The organism is Sphingopyxis sp. BE235, from assembly GCF_031457175.1.
GTDB lineage: Bacteria > Pseudomonadota > Alphaproteobacteria > Sphingomonadales > Sphingomonadaceae > Sphingopyxis.
The window spans coordinates 303,936-318,630 of record NZ_JAVDWC010000004.1 but is presented as its reverse complement, the minus strand read 5'-3'; the positions used below and the strand labels follow the sequence as shown (position 1 = coordinate 318,630).

Annotated in this window: 12 protein-coding genes; 8 read left to right on the top strand and 4 right to left on the bottom strand. The window is 61.7% G+C overall.

Translation table 11 applies throughout. The features are described from left to right. The first annotated feature begins 47 nt into the window (after window positions 1-47). The 7 genes from J2X38_RS17845 (at window position 48) to J2X38_RS17815 (ending at window position 9,731) form a co-directional block, all read left to right on the top strand. Window positions 48-1,118 (top strand): amino acid ABC transporter substrate-binding protein, encoded by a 1,071-nt coding sequence (locus J2X38_RS17845; RefSeq protein ID WP_120694176.1) that lies wholly within the window; start codon window positions 48-50, stop codon window positions 1,116-1,118. Further along, window positions 1,115-3,307, top strand: coding sequence for an ABC transporter permease subunit (locus J2X38_RS17840; RefSeq protein ID WP_077031243.1), 2,193 nt, complete (start codon window positions 1,115-1,117; stop codon window positions 3,305-3,307). The genes J2X38_RS17845 and J2X38_RS17840 overlap by 4 nt, the downstream gene beginning before the upstream one ends. Then, complete coding sequence (gene metC, locus J2X38_RS17835; RefSeq protein WP_062767673.1) at window positions 3,297-4,544, top strand: cystathionine beta-lyase; 1,248 nt, start codon at window positions 3,297-3,299, stop codon at window positions 4,542-4,544. The genes J2X38_RS17840 and metC overlap by 11 nt, the downstream gene beginning before the upstream one ends. Continuing rightward, complete coding sequence (locus tag J2X38_RS17830) at window positions 4,541-5,293, top strand: amino acid ABC transporter ATP-binding protein (protein WP_011542694.1); 753 nt, start codon at window positions 4,541-4,543, stop codon at window positions 5,291-5,293. Before metC ends, J2X38_RS17830 begins: the two co-directional genes overlap by 4 nt. Window positions 5,294-5,578: 285 nt before the next feature. Further along, window positions 5,579-8,284: a TonB-dependent receptor domain-containing protein gene (locus J2X38_RS17825; RefSeq protein ID WP_077031242.1), complete on the top strand. Its 2,706-nt coding sequence runs from the start codon at window positions 5,579-5,581 to the stop codon at window positions 8,282-8,284. Between the two features lie 11 nt (window positions 8,285-8,295). Beyond that, window positions 8,296-9,000, top strand: a complete 705-nt coding sequence (locus tag J2X38_RS17820) for a PepSY domain-containing protein (RefSeq protein ID WP_077031241.1) — start codon at window positions 8,296-8,298, stop codon at window positions 8,998-9,000. Beyond that, window positions 8,997-9,731 carry a PepSY domain-containing protein gene (locus tag J2X38_RS17815; RefSeq protein WP_077031240.1) on the top strand — a complete coding sequence of 245 codons (735 nt, stop codon included), beginning with the start codon at window positions 8,997-8,999 and terminating at the stop codon, window positions 9,729-9,731. Before J2X38_RS17820 ends, J2X38_RS17815 begins: the two co-directional genes overlap by 4 nt. A 4-nt stretch (window positions 9,732-9,735) precedes the next feature. Here J2X38_RS17815 and hutC read toward each other — a convergent pair whose 3' ends face one another. From hutC to J2X38_RS17800, 3 genes are all read right to left on the bottom strand, one after another. Then, a complete protein-coding gene (gene hutC / locus J2X38_RS17810; RefSeq protein WP_294047960.1) occupies window positions 9,736-10,542 on the bottom strand; it encodes a histidine utilization repressor in 807 nt (268 codons plus the stop codon). A 183-nt stretch (window positions 10,543-10,725) separates the two neighbouring features. Next, a complete protein-coding gene (locus J2X38_RS17805; protein WP_083720930.1) occupies window positions 10,726-11,580 on the bottom strand; it encodes an alpha/beta fold hydrolase in 855 nt (284 codons plus the stop codon). Between the two features lies 1 nt (window position 11,581). Beyond that, on the bottom strand, window positions 11,582-12,310 hold the full coding sequence (locus tag J2X38_RS17800; protein ID WP_156878254.1) for a class I SAM-dependent methyltransferase: 729 nt from the start codon (window positions 12,308-12,310) through the stop codon (window positions 11,582-11,584). Window positions 12,311-12,401: 91 nt separating this feature from the next. On the opposite strand from J2X38_RS17800, the gene J2X38_RS17795 reads away from it, so the two are divergent. After that, on the top strand, window positions 12,402-13,157 hold the full coding sequence (locus J2X38_RS17795) for a helix-turn-helix domain-containing protein (protein ID WP_077031238.1): 756 nt from the start codon (window positions 12,402-12,404) through the stop codon (window positions 13,155-13,157). 82 nt (window positions 13,158-13,239) lie between these two features. Here J2X38_RS17795 and J2X38_RS17790 read toward each other — a convergent pair whose 3' ends face one another. Continuing rightward, a complete protein-coding gene (locus J2X38_RS17790) occupies window positions 13,240-14,577 on the bottom strand; it encodes a site-specific integrase (RefSeq protein ID WP_053555637.1) in 1,338 nt (445 codons plus the stop codon). Between the last annotated feature and the right edge of the window lie 118 nt (window positions 14,578-14,695).

The window sequence follows — 14,695 nt, the reverse complement described above, 5'->3', positions numbered from 1 at the left end:
GCTCCCTATAGCTATTTCTTATGGCGCTAGCATTGAAAGCCTCGTTTATGAATAGGTCGCACGCATCGCGCCGCTGGTTACCGGCGCTGCTCGCCGCAGGCGCCCTGTTACTCGGCGGCTGCGGCCGCGAGCCCGCCGGCACCGGTGGGCATGAAATCGCCGCGGCGAAGGGGTCGACGCTTGCGCGGATTCGCGCGCGCGGAACGCTCAATTGCGCAATTCATACGGGGCAGCTCGGCATGTCCTATCTCGACAAGCGCGGACGCTGGCAGGGCTTCTTCGTCGATTACTGCCGGGCGCTCGCCGCTGCGGTCCTCGGCGATGCCCGCAAGGTCCGGTTCATGCCGGTCGCCTCGAACAAGCGCTTCACGATCGTGCAGACGGGCGAGGCCGACGTCCTGTCGCGGACGACCACATGGACGCTGACGCGCGACACCGACCTCGGGGTGAATTTCGTCGGCACCATGTATTATGACGGGCAGAGCTTCTTGGTGCCCCGGCGATCGGGCGTGCGGCTTCCGACGGATCTCGATGGCGCATCGATCTGCATCACCAAGGGGACGACCTCCGAACTCAACACCGCCGAATATTTCGAGCGCAAGGGGCTGCGTTTCCTGTCGGTCGTGTTCGAGAATCCCGAGGAAGCCAAGCTCGCCTTCTTTGCCGGGCGGTGCGACGCAATGACCACCGATGCCTTCACGCTGACGGTGATCCGCCTGGCCGACACCGCACATCCCGACGATTATGTGGTGCTGCCCGAGCGGCTCACCAAAGAACCGGTCGGCCCAGTCGTGCGCAGCGACGACGAGCAATGGTATGAGATCAACAAATGGGTGCTGAACGCGCTCTTCGCTGCCGAGGAAATGGGGGTCACCCGCGCGAATGCCGCGCGCATGCGTATGGCCTCGCGCGACCCTGAAGTGCGCAAGATGCTCGGCGGCTTGCCCGGATTCGGCAAGTCGCTCGGCCTCGACGATGACTGGGCGTACCGGGCAATCGAGGCGACCGGCAATTATGGCGAAATCTTCGACCGGCACATTACGCCGCTCGGCGTCGAACGCGGACAGAATAAGCTCTATCGGGACGGCGGGCTGATCTACCCGTTGCCGATGCGATGAACCATAAACACAGGCGGCTTGCCATCGCTGCGTTGCCCTGGCTGCTGATCGCGGGCGGGCTTGTGGTCGCCTACGGCCTGTTTGCGACATTGGCGGACAATCTAGCGGACCGAAACATCCGGACGGGGTTCGGTTTCCTGTTCGACCGGGCGGGCTTCGCGATTGGCGAAACGCTGATTGCTTACGCGCCTGGCGATTCCTATGCCGCGGCGCTGGCGGTGGGTCTTCTCAACACGCTCCTGATATCGGCGCTCGGCATCATCTTCTCGACCTTGCTCGGCCTCGCGGTCTGCATGGCGCGCCTGTCGTCCAACTGGCTGCTTGCGAGGCTCTCCGGCCTTTATATCGAGCTGGTTCGCAATATTCCCCTGCTGCTCCAGATGTTCGTCTGGTACGCCGCGCTGCTGTTCGGTCTGCCCGGACCCGGCCCGGGCGCCGTCGGACCGTTCGACCTCGATAATCGGGGATTGCACCTCCCCGCGCTCTCCTTGGCCGATCCGGGACGGCCGGTCTTGCTCATCGCGATCGTCGCCTGTGCGATCCTGCTGGGTGCCGTGCGGCGAGGAGCCGTTCGCACGCGCACTGCGCTGGCCTTCGCCGGCATCTCCCTGGTGCCGCTCTTGCTGTGGGGCGGGATCGATCTGCCGCGGGCGGGGCGCTTCGGAACCGTCGGCGGACTGTCCTTCTCAACGGAGTTTCTGACTCTGGTCACCAGCCTTTCGGTCTATGCCTCGGCCTATCTGGCCGAGATATTCCGCGGCGCGATCCTCGCCGTTCCAGCAGGGCAGAGCGAGGCCGCCAAAGCGCTCGGCCTGTCGCCCGCGCAAACGATGGGACGGATCGTGATCCCGCAAGCGCTGCGCATTGCCATACCGCCGATGACGAGCTGGCATCTCAACACGATCAAGAACAGCTCCCTGGGCGTCGCGATCGGATATCCCGAATTTGTCTCGGTGGTCGATACCGTCATCAGCCAGACAGGTCAGGCGATCGAAGGCGTCGGTCTGATCGTCGCGACGTTTCTCCTGCTCTCGCTGTCCTTGGCGTTCGTTACCGGCCGCTATGCCCGCCGGTTGGGCTGGACCGTTGCCGGGCAGCCCGGCCGCAGCATCCAGTCGGCGCCCCTCGAACCCTTTCCGCTACGCTCGGCGGCGGCCTGGCCGTCGTGGATGCGGCGCAATCTGTTCAGAGGAGGACGCCAGTCGATACTGACCATCGCGATCCTCGCCATGACCGCGGCTTTCGTCGGCAAGGGACTCTCGTGGCTGCTGTTTGAGGCGACATTCGCCGGGGGCGCGGCCGATTGCCGTTTGGCCAGCGGTGCCTGCTGGCCATTCCTCCGCGAAAATGCGCGGCTTATATTGTTCGGAACCTATCCCGAAGCCGAGCAGTGGCGGTCCGCAGCGGCGGCGGCGGCGCTGCTTTCCTGCCTCGCGTTCTCCTTCGTCCCGCGATTTTGGCGTAGCCGCCTCGGCCTAGCCTGGCTCGGCGCGATCGCGGTGGCGGTACTTCTGCTACGAGGAGGATTCGCGGGCCTTTCCTATGTCCCGATGGAGAAGTGGAGCGGCCTGCCGGTCACATTGCTGCTCGCGAGCCTCGCGGTTGTCGGCGCGTTTCCGCTGGCCATACTCCTCGCGTTCGGCCGCAGGTCGACGCGGCGCGGCATTCGCTGGCCGAGCGTCGTCTTCATCGAGCTGGTTCGCGGAACGCCGCTGATCGGGGTGCTCTTCCTCGCTGCGGTCCTGTTTCCGCTGTTCGTGCCCTCTTATCTCTCGATCGACAGCCTGCCGCGCGTCCAGCTCGCGCTCATATTCTTCACTGCCGCCTATATGGCCGAGGTCATCCGGGGCGGCCTGCTGGCGGTTCCCGTCGGGCAGGCCGAGGCCGCGCACGCTCTCGGCCTCACCAAATGGCAGGCGCGGCGCCATATCCTGTTGCCGCAGGCGCTGAAAGTCAGCGTACCCGGACTGGTCAACACTTCGATTAGCGAGGTGAAGAACACGACGCTCGTCCTCATCGTCGGCGTCTTCGATTTGTTGCAGACGACCCGCCTCTCCTACGTCGAGGCGCAATGGCGACCCTATTTCGCCGAAGCCTATCTTTTCACCGGGACAATCTTCTTCCTCCTCTGTTTCTCCCTGTCCCGGCTCAGCATGAAGATCGAACGGAAACTAGACTATGCAGGATAATCATGACGGAAAATGGCTCGAGGAGCCGGCGAGCCCGAAAGGGCACGCTTGGCAGGATCCGACGCGTGCCGTGCACGGCGGTCCCCGCCCGCGCGATCAGCGGGGCCTCATCAATCCGCCCGTCGATCGAGCCTCGACCATTATCTACGACAGCGTCGAGGCCTATATGGACCGGCACCAGGGTCTCTACGATGAGGTCATCTATGGCCTGTACGGAACGCGAACGACCTTTGCGCTCGCCGAGGCTGTCAGCGAACTTGAAGGCGGCTGCAACACCGTCATCACCTCGTCCGGAACCAGCGCGATCGCGCTGGCCCTCACGGCTTTCGTGGCCGGGGGCGATCATCTGCTCGTTGCGGATTGCGTCTATGGGCCGACCCGCAAGTTTCTGACCGACGTTCTCGCGCGTTTCGGGGTCGAGGTGGAATATTTCCGGCCCGATATCGGAGCGGAGATTGCCGGGCTGTGCCGCAGCAACACCCGGCTCATCTATATGGAGACCCCGGGCTCGCAGACATTCGATATGATCGACGTCCCCGCGATCACGGCCGTTGCACGCAGCCGGGGCATATTGACCGCTCTCGACAACACCTGGGCGACGCCGCTTTTCTTCAAGCCCTTGGCCCACGGGGTCGACATCTCGCTTGCTTCGGCAACCAAATATCTCTCGGGGCACTCCGACTGTCTGCTCGGCACGATGACGGCCGCCAGTGATGCCGTCTACCGCCAGCTCAAGGACGCGGCGGCGCGCTGGGGCAACTGCGCGAGTCCCGACAATTGCTATCTGGTCCACCGGGGCATCAGGACGCTCGATGCGCGCCTTGAACGCCACCAGCGCACCGCAACGACGCTGATCGAATGGTTCGCCCAGCAACCCGAAGTGGTTGCGGTCCGCTATCCGGCTCATCCCGCCGACCCCGGCCATGCGATCTGGAAGCGGGATTTCACCGGTGCGTCCGGATTGTTCGGTGTTCAGCTCGACGGTCTTACCCCGCCCGAAACTAGCGCCTTTTTCAACGAATTCTCGTTATTCCAGCTGGGTTCGAGCTGGGGCGGCTTCGAAAGTCTCGCGGTTCCGGCGTGGCCCGCTCCGATCCGCGATTTTCCGAATGGCGAGGCAGATGGGGCGCTGATCCGCATTCACGCCGGACTCGAAGCGCCGCAGGATCTGATCGCCGACCTCGCCGCAGCCTTCGCGCGGGTACGAGCGCTACGCGGCCGGGGGCAGGCGTCATGACCGACGCCTCGGGCCACGCGGCCGTCAGCTTGCGGCAGGTCGACAAATATTATGGCGCCTATCATGCGCTCCGCTCGATCGACCTCGAAATCGCCCCGCGCGAGCGGATCGTGATTTGCGGGCCTTCGGGCTCCGGCAAGTCGACGCTCATTCGCTGCATGAACAGGCTCGAGGTGCCCGACTCCGGCGCCGTCCTGATCGAGGGGGCCAAGATTACCGACGCGTCGCGGGAGGCAGTTGCGGCGCTCCGCGCCGTCGGCATGGTCTTTCAGCAGTTCAATCTGTTTCCGCACAAGACTGTGCTCGAGAATTGCACCCTCGCACCCGTCCTGCTCGGCGGCCTGTCTCTTCCGGAGGCGGAGGCGCGCGCCATATCCTATTTGGACAAGGTGAGGATTGGCGACCAGGCGGGCAAATATCCGGGGCAGCTCTCGGGAGGGCAGCAACAGCGGGCCGCAATAGCTCGCGCTCTGGCGATGGAACCCAGGATTCTTCTCTTCGACGAGCCGACATCGGCGCTCGATCCCGAGATGATCAAAGAGGTACTCGATGTGATGACGGCCCTTGCCGGCGAAGGACGGACGATGGTGTGCGTGACGCACGAAATGGGATTCGCGCGCGAGGCGGCCGATCGCATTCTTTTCATGGATCAGGGCCAGATCATCGAAGACGCAAGGCCGGCCGATTTTTTCGCCGCGCCGAAAAGCGAGCGTGCACGGACCTTTCTCGAACAGATACTTTCGCATTGAGCGGCTCAAGTCGGTCGCCCCCAAGCTGTGCCGACCCACTTAATCATGTCATTTCATAAGTAAGCCGAGGGAGGGGCCAGCCGGCTCCTTGCGCGAAAAGGCTCAGGCCGGAAAAAAAATTTCAAAATTGATGAGGGGTAGAGCTTTGGCGTGCGTATCTAATAGGTATCGTGCGCCCGGAATTTCCTTCATAACTAATTGATATGATTCAATAAATTCTTATTGACCTGTATATACATTTGATGCTCTCTGAGGGGAATCAGCCAACCATCAGGGGGTTTCGCTATGATGACCAGGACAATTTTGCTCGCCAGCGCCGCAGCGGTCGCCACTTTTGCAACACCCGCGCTCGCGCAGAGCGGTGCCGCGACGCAGTCACCCGCCGCCGAGGATGCTCCGAACGCATCGGACATCGTCGTGACCGGCTCGCGCATTCGTCGCCAGGATCTCGCGGGCGTCGGCCCCGCGACCGTCGTGTCGGCCGAGCAGATCGAGAACACCGGCGTCGTCAATATCGAGACGGTGCTGCAGCGCTTGCCGGCCAACGCCGGTTTCGCGGGCAACCAGACGTCGGCCTATTGGGCGAACAATGGATATGGCACGGCGCAGGTGAACCTGCGCGGTCTCGGCATCAAGCGCACCCTCGTCCTGCTCAACGGCCGCCGCCTCGTCGCGGGCGGCACCGGGGCGAACTCCTCGCCCGATCTTAACATGATCCCGGTCGCGGCGCTCGCGCGCACCGATGTGCTCAAGGACGGCGCCTCGGCGATCTATGGCGCCGACGCGATGGCGGGCGTGGTCAACCTCGTGACCCGCACTGACTATGAAGGCCTCGGCCTCAGCGTGCGCCAAGGCATCACCGAAAAGGGCGATGGCTCGGACTTCACCGCCGACCTCCTGTGGGGCGTCCGCAACGATCGCGGCGGTTTCATGGCGGCGGTCACCTATCAGAAGACGAGCGCGGTCAATATGGCAACGCGCGCGCCTTGCTCGCTTGCCGAAACCACGCCCGGCATGCTGAGCTGCGTGAACAGCGCCTCGACGATCGGCGGCCGCGCGGTGCTGCCGAACGGCCAGCAGATCAACTTCAATCAGGTGCTGGGCGGTAACGGCAACTTCTTCGAGCCGTACAGCGCTGCCAAGCACAACTTCAACTCGAACCCGTTCCTCAACGCGGTGAGCCCGGTCGAGCGCGTGAGCACGGCGTTTTTCGCCGACTATGACATCACTGACAATATCGAGGCGTTCGGCGAATTCCTTTACACCTTCCGCAAGTCGAATCAGATCGCGACGCCCGGAACGCTGCGCAACCTCTCGATCGCGGCGAGCAATCCCACCAATCCGACGGGGCAGAATATCGTCCTCATCCAGCGCCGCCTCGCCGAGCCCGGCCCGCGCCAATTCTTCCAGGAAACCGATACCTGGCAGGGTACGTTTGGCCTCCGCGGCAAGCTCTCGAACGATTGGGGATGGGAAATCGCGGGCGCCTTCGGCCGCAACACCGCGGTCGATGGTTCGACCAACATCGCCAATCTCGAGCGAGTGGCGAATTCCCTCGATACGACCAAGTGCAGTCTTGCTGCCGGTGCCACGATCCCCTGCGCCGACTATCTCGGGTTCGGCGACCTGACCCCGGAGGTTCTCGACTATATCCTGTTCACGTCGCGCGACCGCGGCGGCAACGAGCTTGCGACGGTCACCGCCGATATCAACGGCGATCTCTTCAAGCTGCCCGCAGGCCCCGTCTCCTTCGCGGCGGGTGTCGTCTATCGCAAGGAAAAGGGTTGGCGCGATCCCGATCCGCTGACGGTGCTCGGTATCGCGAACACCAACCAGCAGGATCCGATCTCCGGAACGAGCACGGCGAAGGAAGCCTATCTCGAACTGTCGGTGCCCGTTCTGGCCGACACACCCTTCTTCCAGTCGCTTACCCTCGACGGCGCGGTTCGCTACTCGAACTACGACCTGTTCGGCAGCGACTGGAACTACAAGGGGAGCGTCGACTGGGTCATCAATGACAGCTTCCGCCTGCGCGGCACCTACGGCACCGGCTTTCGCATTCCGAACGTCCCCGAATTGTTCGGCGGCGTCTCCGAGGGCAATCTGACGACCACCGACCCCTGCTCGCGCTATTCGACCAGCGGCAATGCGACACTGATCGCCAATTGTCAGGCGTCGGGCGTGCCGGCCAATTATGTTCAGCTCGGTACAACGATCCTGACAACGGTCGGCGGCAACGAGAATCTGAAACCCGAAAGCTCGACGACCTGGACCGTCGGGACGGTGATTTCACCGAAGGGACTGGTTCCGGGACTCTCGCTCACTGCCGACTGGTTCGACATCAAGATCAAGGATGCGATCCGTGCTATTCCGGGCTCGACAAAGCTCAGCATTTGTTATGCGAGCCAGAATCTTTCGCATCCCTTCTGCGAAGATTTTACCCGCAGCCCGTTGACCGGCGAGGTTACCTTCCTCTCCGCGCAACCGATCAACACGGGCCGCGAAGAAATGAACGGCCTCGATCTGGGTCTCGTTTACAACAATGACATCGGCAGCGTGAACGTCTCGCTCGACGTCAACGTGACCTATCTCAACAAATATGTGGTCCTGCCTTTCCCCGGCGGCGCGCCGATCGACTTCGACGGCTTTATCGGCGGCGGCAATGGCGGCTATCCGAAATGGCGCGGCTATGGCGTGCTGACCGCTGAAAAAGATGGTGTCAGCGCGACTTGGTCGACGCAGTGGATCGGCAAGGCGACCGACTTTAATGCGGCTCCCGGAGAGATCGGCTACAGCACGCCGAATGTCTTCTATCACAACCTTCAGGTCGCCTATGAGATTGACGAGAAGACGCGCTTCCAGCTTGGTGTCGACAACCTCTTCGATCGCAAGGCCCCCTATATCCAGAGCTTCACCGATGCGAACACCGACACGATGACCTATGATCTGCTCGGACGGCGTTTCTACGTCGGCTTCCGCACCGCGTTCTGAGGGTAATCGATATGGCGATCCGTTGGCCGCTGCTCGTCCGGCGAACGCATAAATGGCTGGCGCTGGTGGTGGGCGTCCAGGCTTTGCTCTGGACGTTGACCGGCTTCTACATGGTGGTCGTTCACATCGACACCATCCACGGCGATCATCTGGTGCGCTCCCCGGTGGCCCAGCCCTTCGACCTCGACGGACTCGCAGCGCCGTCGAAGGTCGTCGCGGCCGCGCCGGGGGTGTCTGAAATCCGTCTCCAGCGCTTTTTCGGCCAACCGGTCTGGCGCGCCGAGACCCCTGAAGGCGCGCGCCTGTTCGACGCGCGTTCGGGTGCGCCGCTGCCTGCCCTGACCGAGTCCCAGGTTCGCGAACAGGCACGGCGCATCTACACCGGTGACGGCGAGATCGTCTCGGTGCGACTTTTGACCGAGGCGCCTCAGGAAATGCAGGCGCGCAAGCCACCCTATTGGCAGATCGAGTTCGAAGGCTGGAACCGCCCGACGCTCTACCTGTCGCCGACGACCGGCGAGCTCATTTCGCGCCGCCACGCATTGTGGCGCGTCTTCGATTTCGCGTGGATGCTCCACATCATGGACTATGATGAGCGGACCGACGTCAACAACCCGTTGCTGCGCATCGCGACCTGGAGCGTCTTCGCGATGGCGCTTTCCGGTGCGTGGCTGCTGATCTGGTCCTTCAAACGCCGCAAGAGGAAGCAGGCATGAAACGCATCCGACTGACGCCGCTCTTCTTCCGGCGCATCCACAAATGGGTGGGGCTGATCCTGGGTCTCCAGTTTCTGCTCTGGGCGCTCAGCGGCTCGGTGATGGCGCTGCTCGACAAGGACAAGGTCGGGGGACACGGCGGCGGGATGTCGCATGCGCACCCTTTGCCGGCCGGAGAGTATTTCGACATCGCCAGCTTGCCGCGCGGTGAGCCCGTCACCGGGGTGGTTTTGCGCGATCTTGGCGTCCGACCGATCTACGAACTCCGCACCGCCAAGGGCGTGCGGCTGGTCGACGCTACGAGCGGCGAGGATATCCGCGTCGATGAGGGGATGGCCCGCGAAGTCGCAACGATGATGAACGAGGCACCAATCCGCAAGGTGAGCGTGATTGCCAAGCCAAACCTGGAATCACGCGACCATGAAGGTGCGATGTGGCGCGTCGACTTTTCCGACGCCGAGAACAGCAGCGCCTATGTCTCGCTCGACACGGCGCGCTTCCTCGTGATGCGCGGCGATACCTGGCGGACCTGGGATTTCTTCTGGATGCTCCACAACATGGATTATGTGAACCGGAAGAGCTTCAACCACCCGTTGATCATCTTCGTCGCTTTCGGGGCGCTGTGGCTTTCGGGGACCGGTTTCTATCTACTCTTCAAAAGCTTCAGCCGCGCCGATTTTCGCTGGCTGCGCCGTCGCCGCAAGCCCGTCGTTACCCGCAGCACGGCCTGACGCGTCAGTCGTCGACCGAAAAGGCGGCGGAAAGTTCGAAGCGCGTGCCGGGATGGGAGAGCCAGGCGTGCGACACCAGCCGACCGTTGCTCCAGGTCCGCCGCGTCATGCGCAGAACCGGTTCCCCCTCGTTGAGACCGAGCATGCCGCGCGTGCGCGCGTCGGGCATTTCCGCGCGGACGCGGTGTTCGACCCGCTCGAGCGGCGCGGTGCGCGTCAAATATTCGTTGGGCGTGAGCTGCGTAAAATCTAGCGTGCCATAATCCGGCGCGGCGGACGCAAGTACGAACCGCTCTTCGAGCTGGATCGGGAACTCGGCCTCGTGGTGAACGATGATCGAATGGAAGATTTTCGTGCCCACCGGCACCTCCAGCAGCGCGGCGGTTTCGGCGCTGGCCTTCTCCTCGACATTCTGGATGACTCTCGCCCGGTAGTCATGACCGCGTCCGCGAATTTCCTCGGCGATATTCCGGATCTCGATCATATGGCCGATCGGCTTTGGCTCGGCGATGAACGAGCCACTACCCGCGCGGCGGACGATGATACCTGCCGATTGCAATTCGCGAAGCGCCCGGTTCGCCGTCATGCGCGAGACGTCGAATTGCCCGACCAGATCGGCTTCCGACGGCACGCGGTCTCCCGGTTTCAAACGGCCTTCGCGGATAGCATCATGGATGCTTTGCTTGATCGCTGCGTAGCGCGGTGGGGCATCCGGGGAAGCGCCGTCGGCAGACCGCTGGGCGCTGTTCGAGTTCAGTCGAGGCATAAGATCCATCACCCGTCTATACAGGTGAAACCATTCAGATTCCAAGCGTTCCGACGTGAATTTCCGTTAGGCTCCTTCCAAAGTCATATGACTGCAAGAAACGATTTACGGCATCGGGGCGACTGGTGCCTGATGCCACCGATTTGTGACGCAAGTCATCTCGCCAAATGACTATTGGGCTTGCCCATGCCGGCCAAAAGCTCGGCTACCTTGAGTGAAGCTGGGCGGTTAATCAGGGCCTGCTGATGCTGTGGGCAGCGGAGGAAGCTCGTTCAGGAATTCGCGGATGCCAGGCGCCAGGCATCGAGCGAAATCCTCGGCTGTCACGATCGCATCCGACATTGCTGCCGCAGCCAGCTTGCCGTGCGGCAGCAGGTCAACGAGCTGCTCCGCTAACGCTTGTGGATGCCTCTCGTCCATTCCTGGAATGATCAGCGTCGGCATTGCTATAGCTGCGAGTTCGCTGACGCCGCGGAAGGCGCGGTCATCACCTATTGCCGCGGCAGCCGCAATGCTGGCCGCATTGCTTCGCGGAATCGCGTCGTGAACCATCTCGCGAATGACTGGCGCCAAATTGGGCAGTATTGGCGCCCAGGCCGCATAAAGCCCTTCCTCGCGGACGCGCGCCGCGAACTCTCTCATAAATGCCGTTTCAGCTACTTTGGCCTCGTCGTCTTCGATGTCTTCAACGCTGATCAAAATGGCCGCTCTCACTCTCTCCCGATGGGCGAGTGCGGTTCGCAAAGTGATCGTGGCGCCGAGCCCCGCACCGCCGACAATGGCGGAATCTGCCTTCAGGTGATCGAGAAGCGCGATCACGTCGGCTGCGTAGGACGCCCAGGTGTGTTTCGCTTCCTCGCTGCAAAGGGACCGGCCATAGCCACGGACATCGGGCAGCAGTACCGCATGCCGGTCGCACAGCTGGCGCGCCAAGGGTATCAAACTTTGGTGATCAGGGCCGCCGCCATGCATGAGCACAACGACGTTGGCGGTCGGCAGCCTGCGATAGGGATCTACAAGCGCAGCAAAGAGCGGCCAGCCGTCAGGTCCGGAATAGGTTATGTCGATTATGTCGGTCCGCATGCTAACCGCCACGAGCTGCCGAGAGGATGATCGCACCGTCATCCGAAAGACCATTTAATCGGGCTATATCAAGCAGCCTCTCCAGATCGTCGCGCAATCCGCAAGGCTCCGGGATCTCGTGAAGCCTCTGTCTGGCCGATAATTCGATTTGGGAAACGGAGAGGGGCACGAGAAAAAGCCTACAAGAATAGTCGATCTTGAAGCCGGCGGTCAGAAATGTGGCGGCGAGATCAGCTGGCTGGGGGCAGGGATTGTGCACAAGACCGGCCCGGCGGTCTATTACCTTTATCCATTCGTCATATAGCTGTGCTGCCAGCTGCGATGGAATGGCCGCATCGTACCAGCAATCCAGCACCACGACACCCAAACGTGCGACCCGGATTGCCTCCTGAAGCCCCCTATGAAGGTTTTCAAGATGATGCGCGGCGTATTCCAAAGTCACCACATCAAAGCTTTGATCCGGGAATGGAAGTGCCTCTGCTCGGCCGAGGTGTATTTCCAGACCTAGCGCGCGGCCTTCCTCTACGGCCTCTTCCTCCGGGTCTATGCCGACGCAGTGGGCGACATCGGCTTCGCTGAATAGCTGCAGCGAAGCACCATTGCCGCACCCTACATCCAGTATCGACGACGGCTTGAAGGCGAGCACGCGCGATAGGAATTCTTTGCGATACTCTCCGTGCGGGCGAGGCATTTCTTCCGGCTCTCGCTGTTCGACCATCTTCAACGACATCTGCAACTCCACCTGATGGCGTCTGGTAGGCAATCCGCGTTACGTCGGATATATGCTAGCATGACAAGTAATATTCTGAATCGGACATGTTGTGACAATTGCCGAAGGCGGGGCCGATGCCCTCTCAGTAGACCGTTCGGTATTTCCGGCGGGGTTCAGGGGCACGTGGCATGTTCACCCTGCCGCACAGCTCATCTATCCTAGCCGCGGTGTGATGATCCTCGAAACGGCGGCTGGATGCTGGGTGGTGCCGCCCCAGCAAGCCTGCTGGCTCCCTTCCAATGAAAATCACCGGGTGCAAACTTCAGCTGGCTTCGAAATGCTCAGCGTTTACTGTCGCGGCAGCGTGCTCCGCCGGCTGCCCGAGGCTCCCGGTGTCGTTGCGGTGAGTAGCCTCCTGCGCGAGTGCATCTTTGCCCTCGAAAAGGCAGCGCCGCGCTCCCGGCGCGTCAGTTTGACGCTCTTGTTCTCTCAAGAAGTGTCCGTCGAAATCGCGCCATCCCTATTCGTCCCTCAACTGCGGTCCTCGCGTCTCAGAAAAATCGAGACCGCTCTCTCGCGGGAGCCGGGGAATGACAAACCATTGTCGGAGTGGGCGAGCGAATTGGGCGCGAGCAGCAGGACCCTGGCTCGCGCATTCGAGCGTGAAGCGAATATGACTTTTACAGATTACAGAAGACAGGCGCGACTTCGGGCCGCCCTGGTTCGCTTGGCTGAAGGAGAGCCCATAACCAATATCGCCCTGGATTTGTCATTTGGCTCGGCCAGCAATTTCATCCGTATGTTCCGTCAGGCGACCGGCGTCACCCCGGGGAAGTATTTCCAAAGCCAGTCCAAGCGTAGGTAGATGGTCGAATTTCGGCGCGCCGCTAGCTGCGGCTTGCGATCTGAATTCAAGCTTCCCTCCAAAATCCGTAACCCTGTCCCAGCTAGGCTGCCTTGCGAATTGGTGCCTCCTGTCGATCGAGAAACTCGGAGAGAGCCGCCTTCCGCGATGCGCGATCGAGCGAATACGCACGCTGCTTGAAGATTCTTCCGTCGAGCAGGGCGGCAATGTAGCCGGCCAGTGTGTCGGCTGCCATAATCAACGCCGCGTCCAGGACATGGATATATTTGCTCGTTACCGACCCCTTCGCATGACCCATAAGGGCGGCGATGGTGACCTCGGTGAAGCCCAGGTCATTACCGATGCTGGCGAAGCTGTGGCGCAGAACATGCGCAGTGACGCCTTCGAGGGGCGAGCCCAGGAATATCTCGTCCCAATGGTTTGGAAAGCCGCCAAATGCCGTGTCCTCACCGCGCGGGCCAGGAAACACATATGTGCCATTGTCTTCGCCTTGATGCTGCTCGAGGAACTCTACAACCGGCAAGCCGACAGGGCGGACCGACTTTCCTTCCTTGCTCTCGGAGAGGCGAAGGCAACTTCCGTCGATATCGACATCGCACCATTTGAGATTGATAATCTCACCGCGTCGGCAACCTGTAAGTGCGATTTGCCGGATGATATCGATCGTCGGGCCGAACTTCTCGATTTGCGCAGCGGCCTTGAGCATGCGGCCAAGAATTCGATACTCGCCGTCGTTGAGACGCCGCGAACGGACATTGTCTTTGGGACGCTTGATGCCATGCGCGGGATTGCTGTCGATGATGCCGAGATCGACGGCATAGGTCAGTATTCCGCCAATCAACCCCAGCGTCCGAGCCGCCGTGCCTGGCCCGCCCCGCACATTGGCGCGGCCGCGGAGCTTTTTGGTCTTGATGAAGGCTTTGGTCTTCCCCGCCATGATATCGCGCATGGCTTTCGTGAGGATCGCCTTAGTGAGGTCTTTGACCCGGCGGGATCCGAGGAGCGGGATGACGTGCCGTTCGATCCGGCCCAGATCGATGTCGACGGTCGATTGCTTCTTCGGGCGGCCCCCTTTGCCCAGAATGAGTCCATCCCTGAGATCCTGCATGTAGAGCTCGCATAGCTCCTTCATCGACATCGCTTTGTTGAGTTCGGCCCGTTCTTCGGCAGGGTCCTCGCCTTGAGCAACCCTACCGAGCTGGGACTTGGCCTCCCGCCTGGCAGTTTCCGGAGTCCAGACTCCATGGATGCCGATCGTGTAACGACGCGAGCGGCCTCCGGCGCGATACTGAATGAGGTAGCTGCGCTTGCCGGTGGGGAATATCCGGAGCCCGAAGCCAATTAGTTCATCGTCCCAGAGGACATAATCTTTCGTCTCTGCTACAGCTGCATCGACAACGCGCTTGGTCAGTTTGACCATCGAGCCTACTCCCGTTTGGCCCGGTTTTCGCGTAAGCACCACGTAAGCACGCGGAAGGAAATCAGGGCGAATTCAAGGTTACGGCAGCGCAGATCGACAAATCAAGAATAGCGTTTTA